Consider the following 17720-nt stretch of genomic DNA (forward strand, 5'->3'; position numbering starts at 1 on the left):
AATAACAAAGTAGAAAATGCTCATTTTTAATAAAAAGTCCGATTTAAGTGCTTTTTTAAGCCCATTAATCAAACAAAATAAATCCATTGGATTTGTTCCTACAATGGGAGCGCTGCATCAAGGACACTTGTCGTTACTGAAAAATTCGCTTTCTGAAAACGATGTAACGGTGATGAGTATTTTTGTAAATCCTACCCAATTTAACAACGCCGAAGATTTAGATAAATACCCAAGAACTTTAGAACGCGATGTGCAAATCATGCAAGATTTAAGCAATAACATCATCGTTTATGCGCCTGAAGTGGCCGATATCTACGAAGGAAACACTATTTCTGAAAGTTTTAATTACGATGGTTTAGAAAATCAAATGGAAGGCAAACACCGTCCAGGACATTTTGACGGTGTGGGAACCATTGTAAAACGTCTTTTCGAAATTGTTCAACCAAACAAAGCATACTTCGGAGAAAAAGATTTTCAACAACTTCAAATTGTAAAGAAATTAGTTTCAAAATACAACATTCCGGTTGATGTTATTGGTTGCCCAATTCATAGAGAAGCAAACGGATTAGCCATGAGTTCAAGAAATGAACGCCTTTCAGAATCTGCAAGAGAAAAAGCAGCTATTATTTATCAAATACTAAATTCGGCAAAAGAAATTTTTCAAACGAATTCAGCAGAACAAACGATAAAATTTGTAGAAAACGAATTCAAAAAACATCCAGAATTTGAATTAGAATATTTTGAAATCGCCGATGAAGCAACACTTTTACCTGTTTCTGAAAAAGAATCTGAAAAAAAATATCGCGGATTTATCGCCATTTTCATTGAGAATATCAGATTAATTGATAATATTTCACTAAATTAATTACCTTTGCATCATGCAAATTCAAGTAGTAAAATCAAAAATTCATAGAGTAACCGTAACGGGTGCCGATTTGAATTATATAGGAAGTATCACCATCGACGAAGCTCTTTTGGAGGCTTCTAATATTATTGAAGGTGAAAAAGTACAAATCGTTAACATTAATAATGGAGAGCGATTAGAAACGTATGCCATCAAAGGACCTAGAAACACAGGTGAAATCACTTTGAACGGACCTGCAGCTCGTAAAGTACACCGAGGAGATATTATCATTATTATTTCTTACGGAATTATGGACTTTGAAGAAGCTAAAAAGTTCAAACCTACTTTAGTTTTCCCTAACGAGAAAGATAATTCTTTAACCTAGTTTGAAAGCTAGTATTAGAAAATTTTTAAGCCTTACTATCCCACTTTTTATTGGGTTAGGCATTATCTATTATCAATACACCACACTTACAACAGAAGAATTAGAAAAAATTAAAATCAGTTTTATAAAAGCTGATTATTTTTATATTTTTCTGTCACTTTTTATTGCCCTTTTTGGATTTTGGTCAAGAGCCTATCGCTGGAAATTTGCTTTACAACATTTAGGTTATCAAACTAAATTTCACAATGATTTAATGACAGTTTGTGTATCTTATTTGATTAATTTAACTATTCCTCGCTCTGGTGAAGTATCAAGAGCAATGCTGTTGAAAAAATACGAAGACGTACCATTTGACAAAGGTTTTGGAACCATAGTTGCCGAACGAATTGTAGATATGTTGATTTTTTTACTTTTTGTTACCATTGGATTTATATCACAATTTGAGACTATTTACCAATACCTAGTAAATAATGGAGTAAAATTTGAGACTTTAATTTGGGCTGGAATTTTAGTATTTGTTGTATTTGTCATTTTTGTTTTAGTTTGGATTTATGCCGAGTGGAAAATTATTTTAAAACTAAAACAAAAACTTTCGGGATTAATTGAAGGCATGCAAAGTATCTTAAAAATGAAAGACAAATGGAAATACATTTTTCATTCATTCTTTATTTGGTTTTCTTACTTAGCGATGTTTTATGTAACCATTTTTGCTTTACCTGAAACAGCTGATATAAGTTTTGATGTTGTAGTTATGGGATTTATTTTTGGCACACTAGCTGTTGGATTTACGAATGGTGGCTTAGGTGCTTATCCTTTAGCTGTAGCTTCAATTTTAAGTTTATACGGTATTTCTGAAGGAATTGGAACCGCCTTTGGTTATTTAATCTGGGTTTCACAAACACTTTTAACCATTTTCTTGGGATTATTATCTTATTTACTTTTACCTATTTTAAATAAAAAATAAATTAGTAAATTGCTAATCTATTTTAACCAAACTATTTAAAATGAAAACCAAACTTTTCCTTTTTGCTTTACTGGTATCGTCATGTATATTTGCACAACGTACACCAGAAACCATCGAATCTAAAAAATTAGGTACACGAACTTTTACGGTTGTAACTCCTGCATCATACGCTACTAGTCCTGAAAAAAGTTATCCAACTTTATTAATTTTAGATGGCGAATATTTGCTGGACCCTTTTGAAGGTATTTTAAAATATGGTGCTTATTGGGACGATTTACCTGAAATGATCATCATCGCAGTAAATCAAAACTATGGTGAAACTCGATTTGCTGATAGCGAATTTGACGAAGCCGGATTTCCATCAGGTTCTGGAGCAAACTTTTTTGAATTCATTGGACAAGAATTATATCCTTATGTAGATAAAAAATACCGCACTATTCCTTTTAGAATGGTTGCTGGTCATGATACAACTGCTGGTTTCTTGAATTTCTATTTATACAAAGACAACCCAATTTTCAACGCCTATATTTCGTTAGCTCCAGAAATGGCTCCAGAAATGGAAAAACGCGTAGCAGAGCGTTTGTCAAAAATGACCAAACCACTTTTCTATTATCAAGCTACAGGCGAAGGTGATTTAAAAGAAATCAACGAAAAAGCTGCGGAATTAGACGCAAATATTAAAGCAATTCCAAATGCTACTTTTAAATATCAAAACGATGCTTTTAAAGGCGCTTCTCATTATTCATTAGTTGCTAAAGCCATTCCAAATGCTATCTATTTTATTTTTGATGGTTACCAACCGATTTCAATGGTGGAATTTCAAGATAAAATTTTAAAATTAGATGCAGGTTATACTGATTATTTAGTTGCGAAATACGACGAATTAGAAAAACGTTTCGGTTTTAAAATGAAACCAAGATTATCAGATTTTAAAGCCATCGAAGCGGCAATCATGAAAAACAAAGGCTATAATGACTTATTGACTTTAAGTGATTACGCTAACAAACATTACCCAAAAACTACTCTAGGAACGTATCACGAAGCGTTGTATTACGAAAAAACGGGTAATTACAAAAGAGCTATTAAAACATACCAAAGAGCATTTACTCAAGAACCAATTCGTGAAATAACTAAAGATTTCATGTTAAACCGAGCAGAAGCTTTAAAAGGAAAACCAGACAAACCAACTGAAGAAGCTCCAGCAGAAGTTCCTGCAGAAACTCCTACAGAAGAACCAACAGAGAAAAAGGAATAAAACAAAATGAGTAAAGTAAAAACGGCTTTCTTTTGCCAAAATTGTGGCACCCAATATTCAAAATGGCAAGGACAATGTAACGCTTGCAAAGAATGGAATACCATTGTAGAAGAATTGGTTCAAAAAGAAGAAAAAGTAGCTTGGAAAACCACGAGTGCTACTTCTAAAGCCGCAACTAAACCTTTACTAATTAAAGAAATAGATACCGCACAAGAAATCCGATTGAACACAACAGATAACGAGTTGAATCGGGTTTTGGGTGGCGGATTGGTTCCGGGTTCCTTAACTTTGTTAGGTGGTGAACCAGGAATTGGAAAAAGTACATTGCTATTGCAAATTGCTTTAAAATTACCTTATAAAACACTTTACGTTTCGGGAGAAGAAAGCCAAAAACAGATTAAAATGCGTGCTGAACGTATTACCTCAAATGGTGATAATTGCTACATTTTAACCGAAACCAAAACCCAAAATATCTTCCGTCAAATTTTAGAAATTGAACCCGATATTGTCATTATCGATTCAATTCAAACTTTACATACCGATTATATCGAATCGTCTGCGGGAAGTATTTCTCAAATTAGAGAATGTACGGCGGAGTTGATTAAATATGCCAAAGAATCGAATGTGCCGGTTTTATTAATCGGACACATTACGAAAGACGGAACCATCGCCGGACCAAAGATTTTGGAACACATGGTGGATACCGTTTTACAATTTGAAGGCGATAGAAATCACGTGTATCGAATTTTACGTTCATTAAAAAATCGTTTTGGTTCTACTGCCGAATTAGGTATTTACGAAATGCAAGGTTCTGGTTTACGTGAAGTCGACAATCCATCGGAAATTTTAATTTCACACAAAGACGAGCAACTTTCAGGAACAGCAATTGCTACTACTTTAGAAGGCATGCGTCCGTTAATGCTAGAGATTCAAGCTTTAGTTAGTACGGCAGTTTATGGAACGCCACAACGAAGCACCACAGGGTATAACGCCAAACGATTAAACATGATTTTAGCGGTTTTAGAAAAACGCGCGGGTTTCAGATTAGGAACAAAAGACGTTTTCTTAAACGTAACGGGAGGAATTTCTGTAGAAGACACCGCGATTGATTTAGCCGTTGTAGCTGCTATTTTATCCTCAAACGAAGACATTGCCATTGCTGAAGGTTTTTGCTTTGCTGGAGAAGTAGGCCTTTCAGGCGAAATTAGACCCGTTAACCGCATTGAACAACGCATTCAAGAAGCCGAAAAATTAGGCTTTACTACCATTTTTGTTTCCAAACACAATAAAATTTCATTAAAAAACACCGGAATCAAAATTGTTTTAGTAGCTAAAATTGAAGATGTGGTGAGTGAATTGTTTGGTTAATTATGAGTGATTTAAAAGAACGCAGATTAAAAAGTCTTGATTATCAAATTCAAGAATTAGAAAACCGTCCCAATTATTATAAAAAATATTGGCTAAGATTAATTGTGATAGGTATTTTAGTAACATTAATTGCTCCAGAATATACAGCAAAAAACGCTAAAAATTTAATCTATTATTTTGATTACAATTATCCGTTATGTTATAGCGTTGTTGCTTTTTCTTACGTAGTAATTTGTGCCATCATGCTACTAACTTTCACAATTCAAGACAAGAAAAAACTAAAGAAATTAAAAGAAAAACGAGATTTTAATGATTTGTTTAGAGGATAAATTAAACCTGTCAGGTTTAAAGTTGTTATCTTTTGGTGAAATATCTGAGCGTTAGGATTTTTTCAATTATTCATTGTATGCCGCAAAAAAACATATGATAGCACCCAATGCTGTAAGAATAATAAATCCCCAGTGATCAACTATTCTAACTGTTTTGTCATATCCAAAAAGTTTTATGCCTTTCTCCTTTTTATCACTTTTCCACCATCTATGATATACATAGCCCAGAATCGAAATTATTAAAAACAGTAATCCTTTCCAAAAGTAATTATTCATAATTTATTTTTATCCTTATCACTTGAAATAGCACCTTAAATCCAACATTATTCATCAATAAATCATTAAAAATATTGAGGAATAACTTGATCAGAATATATAGGTTTACCAATTCTAGACACTCCTTTTTTTAATTTCAAATAATCTGTGGCAAGTTGCCAAATATATTCATAACCTTTATCTCCAATTTCATTTTTCCTTTTTTCAATTTTAGTTGTATCACTTGAAACTAAGTCTGCAATTATTGGATGAACTAATGTCCACATTCCTGAGTTATTTTTTCCTGGAATTAAATCAGATTGTAACTGGGAGATATCTGCAAATGTATTAACGCAAACTAATCTATCTTGAATTTTAAAATTATATTTATTTTGAATTTTGTCTTCAAATACCAGCATGACAATACAATCAATATCTTCATTATAAGCTGCAATTAACAATGGATTTGTTTTTACAACTATTGCACCTTGACTATCTCCATATTTTACATGCTCAGAAATAACTTCAATATGGGTTGAAAAACCCCATTTCTTGAATTTATATTTGATTTCTTGTATGGGGCTAAATATTTCTGGAATTAGTAACTTTAATTTTTTCAAATCGATATCAATTCCAATTGAATCAGACGCAAAAGATGTATTATCGTGATATTTCATAGCATTTTAAAAATAATTGGAAAAGGTAATTATAAATTTCTTCTTAAACTAAATCCCCTCCAACAACTCCAACGCCTTATTCACTGATTTCACATTATCAAAAGTCAGTAATAAACGTAAGCCGTTTTTGGTTTCTTTTTCTTTTATTTTACAAACATTGCCGTTGCGTTGGGCAAATTGTAGCACTTTCATGAAACGGTTACTTTGGTAAAAATCACTTTGTTGGTCGCCAATGAAATAACCAATCATTTTACCTTGTTTCATCATTAAACGTTCAATTCCCATTGCGGTTGCTTTCCATTTGATACGCACGCTATTTAGTAAGGCAATAGCTGGTTTTGGTAACGCTCCAAAACGGTCGATTAGTTTTTGTTCAAATTGTTGTAAAGCCGCTTCGTCTTTAATTTGACTTAATTCGTTGTATAAATTCAAACGCTCCGAAATGTTGTTAATGTATTCATCTGGGAACAGCAATTCGAAATCAGTATCAATTTGAATGTCTTTGACAAACTCTTTGGTTTCAATGTCATTTTCTTCTTGGTATAAATCTTTGAACTCGTTTTCTTTCAACTCGTCAATGGCTTCGTTCATGATTTTTTGGTAGGTATCAAAACCAATTTCATTGATAAAACCACTTTGTTCACCACCTAATAAATCGCCCGCACCACGAATTTCCAAATCCTTCATCGCAATATTGAAACCGCTTCCTAATTCGCTAAATTGCTCCAAAGCTGTAATACGTTTTTGCGCTTCTCCCGTCATCATCGAATACGGCGGCGTAATGAAATAACAAAACGCTTTTTTATTACTTCTTCCCACACGACCACGCATTTGGTGCAAATCAGACAATCCGAAATTATTGGCATTATTGATAAAGATCGTATTCGCATTCGGCACATCTAAACCACTTTCGATAATTGTGGTTGCAACCAAAACGTCAAATTCACCTTCCATGAAAGCCAACATCAATTCCTCCAATTTTTTCCCATCCATTTGACCGTGACCGATGCCTACTTTTGCTCCTGGCACCAAGCGTTGAATCATTCCTGCTACTTCCTTGATGTTTTCAATTCGGTTATTGATGAAAAACACTTGACCACCACGCTGAATTTCATACGAAATCGCATCACGAATGGCTTCTTCATTAAAACGAATCACGTGCGTTTCAATTGGATAACGATTTGGTGGAGGCGTTGTAATTACTGATAAATCTCGAGCCGCCATCAACGAAAACTGCAACGTTCTCGGAATCGGAGTTGCGGTTAAGGTCAAGGTATCGACATTCGTGGCAATAGTTTTTAATTTGTCTTTTACGTTCACTCCGAATTTTTGTTCTTCGTCGATAATCAACAAACCTAAATCTTTAAATACCACATTTTTATTCACCAATTGATGTGTTCCAATTAAAATATCGACTTTTCCTTCTTGCAATTTTTGAAGCGTTTCCGATTTTTGTTTTGCCGTTCTAAATCGGTTCACATAACTCACCGTAACAGGCATATCTTTCAAACGTTCCGAAAACGTTCTAAAATGTTGATACGCCAAAATAGTCGTTGGCACTAAAACTGCGACTTGTTTTCCGTTGTCCACCGCTTTAAAAGCCGCACGAATCGCAACTTCTGTCTTTCCAAAACCAACGTCACCACAGACTAATCGATCCATCGGACGCTCGCTTTCCATATCGGTTTTTACGTCTAAAGTGGCGGTAATTTGGTCAGGCGTATCTTCGTAAATGAATGAACTTTCTAATTCTTTTTGCAAATAACTATCAGGTGAAAACTGAAAACCTTTGTCTAATCTTCGCTTTGCATACAACTGAATTAGGTTGAATGCAATATGTTTTACACGTGCTTTTGTTTTTTGTTTTAGAGTTTTCCAAGCGTTGCTTCCTAATTTGTAAATTTTAGGTGGCGCGCCATCTTTCCCATTGTATTTTGAGATTTTGTGTAGCGAATGAATACTCACATACACAATATCGTTATCGGCATAAACCAATTTTATGGCTTCTTGCGTTTTGCCTTCCACCTGAATTTTCTGTAAACCACCAAATTTTCCAATACCATGATCGATATGCGTTACATAATCACCCACCGACAACGAAGTCAGTTCTTTTAACGTTATGGTTTGCTTTTTTGAATAACCATTTTTAATGGAAAACTTATGGTAACGCTCAAAAATTTGATGATCGGTATAACACGCAATTTGATTTTCTTCATCGATAAATCCTTCAAACAAAGGCAACACCATGGTTTTATACTGCTTGCGAACGCTTTCGGAATTGGCTTCGTCAATATCTTCAAAAATATCATGAAAGCGACTCGCCTGATTTTCATTGGAACAGCACAAATAATTTTTGTACCCGTTGAAATGATTCTCGCTCAAATTGTTCAATAACAAATCGAATTGTTTGTTGAAAGAAGGTTGCGGCTGAATATGAAATTCGACTTTTTTATCCGTTTTAAAAACAGGATTTGCATGCAATTCAATTACCGAAAAATCAAGCGCACGTTTTAAAAACTGCTTTTGATTTAGAAATAATTCTTCTGGTGGCGCATGCTGAATATCCTTAGATAATTTTTCGAAAGCTTCATTGGCTTTGTCGAATAATTTATCTAATTGTTGACCTAATAATTCGGTATTTTGAATCACTAAAACCGTTTTTTCATTGATATAATCTAAGAAACTTTCACGGTTTTCTTGCAGTAATTTATTTTCGACATTTGGGATAATCGAAATCTTTTTCAGTTTTTCAATCGATAATTGAGTTTCAACATCAAAACTTCGGATACTGTCTATTTCGTTACCAAAAAATTCGATTCGGTAGGGATTATCATTGGAAAACGAAAAAACATCAATGATTCCACCACGAACGGAAAATTCGCCTGGTTCGGTAACAAAATCTACTCGTTTAAAATTATATTCAAATAAGGTTTCGTTAATAAAATCGATGGAAAGTTTGTCTTCCACGGACAATTTTAACGTGTTTTTCTCTAATTCTTTTCGGGTAACGACTTTCTCAAAAATAGCTTCGGCATACGAAACAATAATAGCTGGTTTTTTTCGCGAATTGATTCGGTTTAAAACCTCAGCACGTAAAAGTACATTTGCGTTGTCGGTTTCTTCAATTTGGTAAGGTCTTCGGTACGAACTTGGGTAAAAAAGTACGTCTTCGGCATTAATTAATTGCTCCAAATCGTTTAAATAATACGCCGCTTCTTCTTTATTACTGAATAAAATCAGGAAAGGAAGTTCTGATTTTTTAAACAGCGAATGTGCCACAAAAGACAACGACGACCCAACCAAACCAGTCATTTGAGACTTTTGGCGCGCTGCGAATGTACTTTCTAAAACGGCAATCTTTGGTGACTTATCGTAAATGGATATAATGTCGGACTTGCTCAAAATGAATTTTTTAATTGACTACAAAAATAAAAAAACCACTACGTTTTCAATAGAAAAGTAGTGGTTATATTAGGGAAACGATTGTTAAAAAATGAATTTCTTAGCAACTGTAACGTTATTTTCTAATGTTGTTTTAATAATTAGTGCTTGATTGTTCGCTATTAAATTTGAAAGGACAACTTCTGAAGCGTTTACTTTATCTTTTGAAAAGACAACTCTTCCTAACATATCATACACAATTACACTTGCAATATTTGATTGTGTTGAAACGATTTTCGGTTGGTTATTTTCTTTAAAAACATATACCGAATTTTCAATTCCGGCAAAATCATCATTTGATAAAGAAGTGTCTTGATAATGGATTTTAAATCGAGTATCAAAAGTTCCGATAGCCGTTGTGAAAGTAAAAGCACTGTTTTTCAAATTGTGAAAAGTGCCATTGCTAGTGTCTTCTAAGAAGATATCTTTATCAGCGAAAAAAGTATCAAAATGATCAATAGCAATATCAAACGTTCCTGCTTGTGTAGTGGTGTAACCTAAAGGAACAACATCATTAATTGACCAAGGATAAGCTCTTGCTTGAATTCCGAAACCTAACGACAAAGAGTTAATTAACGAATAAAAACGAATAGCACCTTCTGTAGAAGCTAAAGCATCTGAACCAAAATCATAGCCATCTGTTGCGTCTTCTTGATAGCCAAAAGCAATTTGTTTAAAAGCTCCTAGTGTATTCGTCAAATTCAAGTGTACATAATAATTAAGAGGCACATTTTGAGCATTTCTGTAAAACTGCGAATTATTACCCGCTACTCGCATTGCATTCGTAAAATTAATGGTTGTAGTGGTTCCTGCTGATGCGAAAAAAGCTTGTCCAGCAGCAATATTAAGCCCAGGAGCAGTTCCTCCAGTTACCGCTGCAATACCAGTGGTTCTAGTTCGTATAGCATAATCACTTGAAGTAAAAACGTTGTTTGTAATCGCCGAATTATGTGTCCAAAAGTATAAGGTTCCTAAATTAGTATTATCTAACAAGGTAATAACATTAATTGCAGAAGGATAAGGATTAGCCAACAAATTATAGTTTAATAAAGCTGGGTTAAAACCTACCACATTTGCTGAAATATTTCCATTATTAGGAACACCCATAAATTCTCCACTAAAGACTTGAGGTGTTGTTGTATATCCTTGTGGTGCTCTAATTGCATACCCTTTTCCAGGCACTATAACATTGTTTTGATTTTCGATTACCCAATTATTAACTCCTACATTTGCATTGTAAGAATAAAATTTATCTGCTAATGTTAATGGAGAAAAAACGTTTAATACTTGACCAGCTACTGGGGCGCCCCAATATGTATATTCATATTGACGCATAGGAGTAGCGTTTCTTCTATACTTTATATTTCCTGTATTTGTAGCAGAAGAATTGTTTTGTAATAACGATGTATTATTATTTAAAATTAATTGCCCTGTACCTAAAACTTGAATATTATCTTGTACTGTTATAGTTGCAGCATTATCTACGTTTAAAATAGCATCTGCTTGTACTGTAATGGTTTTAAAACTTGTATTAGATGTAACATTACAAGTTCCCGACAAAACAATTGCATCAGTTGTTATGCTTGGATCACCATTATCCCAAGCTGAACCCGTCCAAGTAGTGGTTTGACCAAACATCATTTGAACAGCAAGGAAACTAATTCCAATAAAAAATTTAAAAAAGTATTTTTTCTTCATATCTTGTTATTATAAAATTCCAAAAACCTTATTTTATTTTATCGGAAATTTCCATTTTCTTTCGCATTTCATCTGGATTTGCGTTTCGTGTTGTATCCAAAGCTTGCAACATTAATTCTTCTCCTATTTCTTTTGGGATAGCTTTTTTGATAATAATTTCATCCCATTGTTTGTATAAACCTTTAATTTCTTCATTAATTTCTGGAATCAATTTAGCAATTCTTTGTTCTGGAATAACTCTCAAATTCATAAAAGTTTCTAACGATTTTAATTTGGTATTTAAAGTCGTAATTCTGCTTAAAATTTGAGGCTTATTGTATTCCAAAGGAATTGTAATTGCTAAAGTATCTGCTTTTGAAGACAAGTTTCTAGTTTTCATTTGAAAAGCCGACAAAGTAGATTGTGGTTTTTGAAGCATTTCGATTTCAAACTGGCGCCATTCGTTCCATTTATTCAAAGTAACATTTACTTCTGGTCTTGCATTAGGAAAATTGAATTGCCACATTTTCGAAATGTTCTTAAAAACAGCTTCGTTTTTTTGAGCTACTTTTTGGGCTTCTAATTGCTGATTTTCACTTTCACATGAAATTAATGTCAAAACTAAAAGCGATAAACTATATAAGAAAACTTTCATTCGGATAAATTAAAAAGCAAAGGTACAAATGTTTACTTAACGTAGTTACTTTTCTAATAATATCTTAACACTGGTTTTACATCTAAAATGTTAATCCATTAAGAAAAGTCTTTGAAAGAATGTTAATTTATTAAATATATAAATTAAGCAGGTTATTTGTAAAAATATCACAAAAAATCATCTGAAAAATTACTTCTAAATGTTATATTTGTTACCACTTTTACACAACCAAATGGATACGAAAATTTTAATAATTGGTGCTTGTGGTCAAATTGGCACCGAACTTACAGCAAAACTTAGAGCAACTTACGGCGTAAATAATGTAGTAGCTTCTGATATTAGAAAATTAGAAAATGATGTGGTAAACAACGGTATTTTTGAAGTTGTTAATGCTTTAGATTACAACCAAATTGAGCATTTACTTGAAAAATATCAAATTACCGATGTGTATTTGATGGCGGCTTTGCTTTCGGCTACAGCTGAAAAAAACCCAGCTTTTGCATGGGATTTGAATATGAATTCGTTGTTTCATGTTTTGAATTTAGCCAAAGCAGGGAAAATTAAAAAGATTTTTTGGCCTTCGAGTATCGCGGTTTTTGGACCAACAACTCCAAGACAAAACACACCACAATATACCGTTATGGAACCTTCAACAGTTTACGGAATTTCGAAACAAACCGGGGAAAGATGGTGTGAGTATTATCACAAACAATATGGTGTAGATGTAAGAAGTATTCGCTATCCTGGCTTAATTAGTTGGAGCACTGAAGCAGGTGGAGGAACTACAGATTACGCTGTAGATATTTATCATAAAGCGATTACCGATGGAAAATTCACGAGTTTCTTATCTGAAAATTCAGAATTACCAATGATGTATATGGACGATGCGATTAAAGCAACTATAGGAATTATGCAAGCTCCTGCGGAACAAATTAAAATTCGTTCTGCGTACAATTTAGCAGCGATGAGTTTTACTCCTAAACAAATTGGTGAAGAAATTAAAAAACACTATCCAAACTTCGAATTAAGCTACGAACCTGATTTCCGTCAGAAAATTGCTGATAGTTGGCCTGCAAGTATTGACGATACTTCGGCAAGAAAAGATTGGGGTTGGAAAAACGATTTTGATTTAGAAAACATGACCGTAGATATGTTCAAAAACTTAAACGAACATACCTATAAAAAATAAAAAAACGTCCCGAAATATCGGGACGTTTTCCATTAAAACAAAAAACAAACTTACTCCTGAACGATAGGAGCTCTCAATGATTCTAACACAGCAACAACTTCTCCGATTAAAACAGGGTCTGTAACTCCGTTTAATCCAGCAGCTGCTCCTACGTATCCTATAAATTTATCATATTCAGCATCATTTGATTTTTTCCCCATACGAGGATTTTGAGCTGGATCATGAGCTGTAACCATATCTAATCCTGTGTAAACATTTGTTGCCCCTCCACCAGTATTTGCTGAAAAGAAATCGGTCAAATTATCACTTAATATAGCAACATTAGTTGCGTTACCACTTAAAGCTTCTGAAATTACTGGTGCAAAATGCTCCCCTAAATTACCTTCTGCTCCCACTACAATATCAGAAACAATTAACGTAATTGTAGAATCCACAACAGAACGATAACTCAATCTCCCTTGTTCTATCATTTGTCCTGGATTGTTAGGATCAGCAACCATAGTAGTTCCTCCTAATTTTGCATATAAAGATGCTGGTTCTGCTGCTTTGTCATCGTCACTACAAGAAGTAACAAACGTACCCGATGCAATAAATAAAGCCAATAAGGCTAGTTTTGAAAAATTTTTCATAGTAATAGTATTTAGAAATTAATTAAAAATTCGTTGAATTCCTCTAGAAAACTTATAACTAAAGCTATCTTCATTCATCACTGGGCAAGCCGTTTTGTTTTCTAACTCTTTTGGTAATGTAAAACGTTCAGCCTTGTAATTTCCCATGGCTATTAATTTGTCATAAATAGTTTTCGAATCGGCTATTTTTATATCGTGAAAGAAAACCAAAACTCCAGTTTCTCTATTCAACCTATCGGTTTTTACACCTGGAATGGATTTTAAATTTCGATGGATTTCTTTCGCTTTTAGTGAATCTATTGGTTCTTTGAAATCTATTCGACTAATTTGTAGCGATGCATTATCAATTACTAAAGGTTTAGCCGTGGCGATATGAACCACTAAAACCACAAAAAGTATCAGGAAAATTCCGAAGATGCTTCCCAAAGCAATTTTGACTTTTTTATTAATCTTCATTTTATTTGAGATATTTGTTTAGTTGATTTACGTAAACAATTTCTCCTTGGTTTTCTGGAAATGAAAAAAAAGCGAATTTTAACATTTAGACATAAAAAATCCCAAGACAAATTATCTTGGGATTGAATTTTATTTCGGTTTATTCTTATTTCTTTTCAGAAAGTATTTTGTCTTCTATTACTGATTTTATTTTTACTACTTCATCTACATTGTCATTTGGAACTGTCATGGAAAGCACATAATGTTTAATTTTCCATTGTCCTTTTTCTTGCACTAAAACACCAGAACCGCGACAAATTTTCATTTGTGTACTCAATAATTCGTCAAACCAAACCATTTTTCCGTTTTCGCTAAAATAGATATTACGTTCTATTGCTTTAAAGTTCCAAGCTTTTCCTTTGTCAAAATAAGGTTTTGAAAAAGCTTGAAATTGTTTTTTATTCCAATTTTCAGTGGCGTCCGTTCCAATAAAAATAGATTCGTCAGACATGGCTCCAAAATACGCTTCATAGTCTGCAGCCGCAGCTGCTTTGTGCCAATTGTCTAAAACGGTAGTGATGTTTTGTTTCTCTGATTGGAGTTTTTCTTCACAAGGTTTACAGGAAAACCCTAGAGTTGCTAGGACTAGTATTGATAGTTTTTTCATATTAAAAAGTATTAATTACAACTGTTTTTACATTTACAAATTCTTTGATGCCGTCTTCGGCTAATTCTCTTCCGTAACCTGATTTTTTTATACCACCGAAAGGTAATCTTGGATCGGATTTCACCATATCGTTGATGAAAACGGCACCTTCATTAAATGATGGGATTTTAGTCTTGATAAAATCAATGTCTTGAGTAAAGATAGAAACTCCCAAACCAAATTCCGATTGATTACTTAATTTAATTGCTTCTTCAATAGTTTTGAAAGTTATGATGGCAGCCACAGGTCCAAAGGTTTCTTCATTGAAAACAGGCATTTCTGTTGTTACGTTTGTTAAAATTGCGGGTTCATAAAACGCTTCGTTTCGGGTTCCTCCAATGATTAATTTGGCTCCCATTTGAATGGATTTTTGAACTTGGACTTCTAATTCTTCGGCTAAATCAACTCGCGCTAATGAACCAATTTGTGTTTCTTTATCTAACGGATTTCCGGTTTTTAAATTTAGAATGGCAACTTTGAATTTTGCTATAAACTCTTCTGCGATAGTTTCATGAACTAAAAATCGTTTCGCTGCAATACAACTTTGACCTGCATTTTGCATTCGGGCATTAACGGCTGTTGCTACTCCTTTTTCAAGATTGGCATCTTCTAAAATGATGAAGGCGTTGCTTCCGCCTAGTTCTAAAACGCATTTTTTTAAATGTTTTCCAGCTTCGGTAGCGACAGCAATTCCGGCTTGTTCACTTCCTGTTAAGGAAACGGCTTTTATAATTGGATTTGCGATGCTGTTTGCTACTTCGCTACTTGGAATTGGTAAATCTTGATAACAACCTTTTGGAAAACCTGCTTGCTCAAATATTTCTTGAATTAATTCGGCTGATTTTGGAACGTTACTCGCGTGTTTAACCACAACAGTATTCCCCGCTATAATTGTTGGAACCGCGAATCGGAATACTTGCCAAAACGGAAAATTCCATGGCATTACACCTAAAATTACACCTAAAGGTTCGTAGGTGACAAAACTTTCAGAAGCTTCGGTTTTTATGTTTTTTGTGGCTAAAAAGGTTTCGGCATTTTCATAATAGTAATTGCATAGAAGTGCACATTTTTCAACCTCAGCAATGGCTTGTGAAATGGGTTTATGCATTTCGGTAGTGATACAAGTTGCATATGCTTCTTTGTTTTCTAAAAGTAGTTTAGCTAATTGTGGCAGAAAAGAAATTCGATTTTGAATACTTAAATTACGCCAAGAAAGCTGTGTGTTTTCTGAAACTTTTAAAAGATTTTGCATGCTGAAAGGTTTTTGTAAAAATACTAATTTTAATTGAAAACGAGGTTCGCGTTAGGGATTACCTCACCCAGTTTTAGTTTTAGTTGAGTTCGGTGAATTTCATTTGTAGTAGAAATCCTTTTCTTATAAAATTATAAGATTTTATAAGAAAAGATTGTAACGGAAAGCCCGACCCTTGTGGGAACGCCCAAATTAAAAAAGGAAATGATATCTTTGTGAGGTATTTTACAACATAAATAAAATGGAAGATTGTTTTGAAACCTTAATTTCGAGTTATTTGGATTCGAAAGTGGGAATTGTGGAACATTTTGTATCGGAAGAATTAGCGCAACATTTGACAAACAGATTGTTTGAATTGAAAGAACAAAATTTATTAAAAGCCGCTGGAATAGGAAATGCCGCAAAATTGACTCAAAATTCGGCGATAAGAAGTGATACTATTTATTGGTTAGACCGAGCGAACAATAACGAACATGAAAATGCATTTTTAGATCAAGTAGATGCTTTTGTGTCGTATTTGAACCGAAGTTGTTATACTGGAATTACAGGTTATGAATTTCATTTTGCGTTGTTTGATAAAGGCAGTTTTTATAGAAAACATTTAGATCAATTTCAAGATAATTCGAGCCGACAGTTTTCGATGATTACCTATTTGAACGAAAATTGGCAACCAGAAGATGGTGGCGAATTGTGTATTTATGATAGCGATGTAACTCAGAAAGTAGCACCAACCAATAGAAAAACGGTTTTCTTTAAAAGTAATGAATTGGTTCACGAAGTATTAGAAAGTCACAAACCTCGATTGAGTGTCACGGGTTGGTTGAGAAGAGATTAAAAATTAAAAAAGAGGTTATCAAAAACATGACAACCTCTTTTTTAAATTAAAAGACTTCAAATTATTTATAATAAGGACTTTCGTAATTTAGGAGTTTAGAAAAATAGTCTTTTATAAAAGCATGTTGTTGATTGTGACTCATTTTTTCTGCTGATTTCGTTTCAATTTTAATTTTATCAAAACGATGATCTTCGCGAATCATATTGGATAATTCTGTTTTAGCAGCTGTAGGACCGTAAAGCAAAACAACATCATACTCCTTGATAATATCCATTAATTCTTTGTAATATATTTTTAAGGACTGATTCTCCTTATTATGCATACTATTTTCACTGTGTAACAATTTACTCTGATGTACAGGTTCTGTAAATTTTGAAGCTATAGTATTTACTTCATAATCTTCACTTGAATACTCCATTAAGTGAGCTGTAGAATGATCCATCCAAATGCCAACTCTTTTTGCAACTTTCATCATGGTACTTAATTTTACTAATTAGGCAACTATTTGCTTTATTAAAGTTACAAAAAATATCTAAGTTAGGCAAGAATTAAAATGTAATTCGTGGAATGAAAAAAAATAGGTATAAAAACAAAAAAGCCAGTCGAATGACTGGCTTTTTTAATGCTCCCCCTCTTGGGCTCGAACCAAGGACCCTCTGATTAACAGTCAGATGCTCTAACCAACTGAGCTAAGGAGGAATCACCTCAAAGGTTTATATTGTGCTTAAAAGTTTGCTCCCCCTCTTGGGCTCGAACCAAGGACCCTCTGATTAACAGTCAGATGCTCTAACCAACTGAGCTAAGGAGGAAGTTGTATATCTTTT

The 17720-nt window shown here is 33.6% G+C and carries 17 protein-coding genes and 2 tRNA genes; 8 read left to right on the forward strand and 11 right to left on the reverse strand.

All coding sequences use genetic code 11. The features are described 5' to 3' along the window. Positions 1 to 16 precede the first annotated feature (16 nt). The 6 genes from panC to C8D80_RS06905 are packed head-to-tail and all read left to right on the forward strand — an operon-like array spanning position 17 to position 5145. Positions 17 to 865: a pantoate--beta-alanine ligase gene (gene panC / locus C8D80_RS06880; RefSeq protein WP_133608732.1), complete on the forward strand. Its 849-nt coding sequence runs from the start codon at positions 17 to 19 to the stop codon at positions 863 to 865. Positions 866 to 878: 13 nt separating this feature from the next. Next, a complete protein-coding gene (gene panD / locus C8D80_RS06885; protein ID WP_133608734.1) occupies positions 879 to 1229 on the forward strand; it encodes an aspartate 1-decarboxylase in 351 nt (116 codons plus the stop codon). Between the two features lies 1 nt (position 1230). Beyond that, entirely contained in the window at positions 1231 to 2193 is a 963-nt protein-coding gene (locus tag C8D80_RS06890; RefSeq protein ID WP_133608736.1) for a lysylphosphatidylglycerol synthase transmembrane domain-containing protein, read from the forward strand. Between the two features lie 40 nt (positions 2194 to 2233). Then, positions 2234 to 3448 (forward strand): alpha/beta hydrolase, encoded by a 1215-nt coding sequence (locus C8D80_RS06895; protein ID WP_133608738.1) that lies wholly within the window; start codon positions 2234 to 2236, stop codon positions 3446 to 3448. Positions 3449 to 3454: 6 nt separating this feature from the next. Then, positions 3455 to 4816 carry a DNA repair protein RadA gene (radA, locus tag C8D80_RS06900; protein WP_133608740.1) on the forward strand — a complete coding sequence of 454 codons (1362 nt, stop codon included), beginning with the start codon at positions 3455 to 3457 and terminating at the stop codon, positions 4814 to 4816. A gap of 2 nt (positions 4817 to 4818) precedes the next feature. Then, a complete protein-coding gene (locus tag C8D80_RS06905; protein WP_133608742.1) occupies positions 4819 to 5145 on the forward strand; it encodes a hypothetical protein in 327 nt (108 codons plus the stop codon). Positions 5146 to 5486: 341 nt separating this feature from the next. On the opposite strand, the gene C8D80_RS06910 is transcribed toward C8D80_RS06905, so the two are convergent. From C8D80_RS06910 to C8D80_RS06925, 4 genes are all read right to left on the reverse strand, one after another. Next, positions 5487 to 6077 carry a hypothetical protein gene (locus C8D80_RS06910; RefSeq protein ID WP_133608744.1) on the reverse strand — a complete coding sequence of 197 codons (591 nt, stop codon included), beginning with the start codon at positions 6075 to 6077 and terminating at the stop codon, positions 5487 to 5489. A gap of 48 nt (positions 6078 to 6125) precedes the next feature. Next, positions 6126 to 9389 carry a transcription-repair coupling factor gene (gene mfd / locus C8D80_RS06915; RefSeq protein ID WP_394364580.1) on the reverse strand — a complete coding sequence of 1088 codons (3264 nt, stop codon included), beginning with the start codon at positions 9387 to 9389 and terminating at the stop codon, positions 6126 to 6128. A 174-nt stretch (positions 9390 to 9563) separates the two neighbouring features. After that, positions 9564 to 11216, reverse strand: coding sequence for a T9SS sorting signal type C domain-containing protein (locus C8D80_RS06920; RefSeq protein ID WP_133608748.1), 1653 nt, complete (start codon positions 11214 to 11216; stop codon positions 9564 to 9566). A gap of 28 nt (positions 11217 to 11244) precedes the next feature. After that, complete coding sequence (locus C8D80_RS06925) at positions 11245 to 11850, reverse strand: hypothetical protein (RefSeq protein ID WP_133608750.1); 606 nt, start codon at positions 11848 to 11850, stop codon at positions 11245 to 11247. A 232-nt stretch (positions 11851 to 12082) separates the two neighbouring features. Between C8D80_RS06925 and C8D80_RS06930 the strand changes: the two genes are divergently transcribed. Then, complete coding sequence (locus tag C8D80_RS06930) at positions 12083 to 13039, forward strand: NAD-dependent epimerase/dehydratase family protein (RefSeq protein ID WP_133608752.1); 957 nt, start codon at positions 12083 to 12085, stop codon at positions 13037 to 13039. 50 nt (positions 13040 to 13089) lie between these two features. Here C8D80_RS06930 and C8D80_RS06935 read toward each other — a convergent pair whose 3' ends face one another. From C8D80_RS06935 to C8D80_RS06950, 4 genes are all read right to left on the reverse strand, one after another. After that, positions 13090 to 13668: a globin family protein gene (locus C8D80_RS06935; protein ID WP_133608754.1), complete on the reverse strand. Its 579-nt coding sequence runs from the start codon at positions 13666 to 13668 to the stop codon at positions 13090 to 13092. A gap of 18 nt (positions 13669 to 13686) precedes the next feature. After that, the gene (locus tag C8D80_RS06940; protein ID WP_133608756.1) at positions 13687 to 14124 is read right to left on the reverse strand and encodes a hypothetical protein; all 438 of its coding nucleotides are present in this window, start codon (positions 14122 to 14124) and stop codon (positions 13687 to 13689) included. A 145-nt stretch (positions 14125 to 14269) separates the two neighbouring features. Next, positions 14270 to 14770, reverse strand: a complete 501-nt coding sequence (locus C8D80_RS06945) for a nuclear transport factor 2 family protein (RefSeq protein WP_133608758.1) — start codon at positions 14768 to 14770, stop codon at positions 14270 to 14272. A 1-nt stretch (position 14771) separates the two neighbouring features. Beyond that, positions 14772 to 16061, reverse strand: coding sequence for an NAD-dependent succinate-semialdehyde dehydrogenase (locus tag C8D80_RS06950; RefSeq protein WP_133608760.1), 1290 nt, complete (start codon positions 16059 to 16061; stop codon positions 14772 to 14774). A gap of 241 nt (positions 16062 to 16302) precedes the next feature. On the opposite strand from C8D80_RS06950, the gene C8D80_RS06955 reads away from it, so the two are divergent. Continuing rightward, positions 16303 to 16896, forward strand: coding sequence for a 2OG-Fe(II) oxygenase (locus C8D80_RS06955; protein ID WP_133608762.1), 594 nt, complete (start codon positions 16303 to 16305; stop codon positions 16894 to 16896). A gap of 61 nt (positions 16897 to 16957) precedes the next feature. On the opposite strand, the gene C8D80_RS06960 is transcribed toward C8D80_RS06955, so the two are convergent. The 3 genes from C8D80_RS06960 to C8D80_RS06970 all read right to left on the reverse strand — a co-directional run bounded on the left by C8D80_RS06960 (position 16958) and on the right by C8D80_RS06970 (position 17705). Then, positions 16958 to 17371: a hypothetical protein gene (locus C8D80_RS06960; protein ID WP_162845045.1), complete on the reverse strand. Its 414-nt coding sequence runs from the start codon at positions 17369 to 17371 to the stop codon at positions 16958 to 16960. 150 nt (positions 17372 to 17521) lie between these two features. Further along, a tRNA-Asn gene (locus C8D80_RS06965) sits at positions 17522 to 17595 on the reverse strand. 36 nt (positions 17596 to 17631) lie between these two features. Next, a tRNA-Asn gene (locus C8D80_RS06970) sits at positions 17632 to 17705 on the reverse strand. Positions 17706 to 17720: the final 15 nt, after the last annotated feature.

The sequence above is a fragment of the Flavobacterium cheniae genome (genome assembly GCF_004363695.1).
Classification (GTDB): Bacteria; Bacteroidota; Bacteroidia; order Flavobacteriales; family Flavobacteriaceae; genus Flavobacterium; species Flavobacterium cheniae.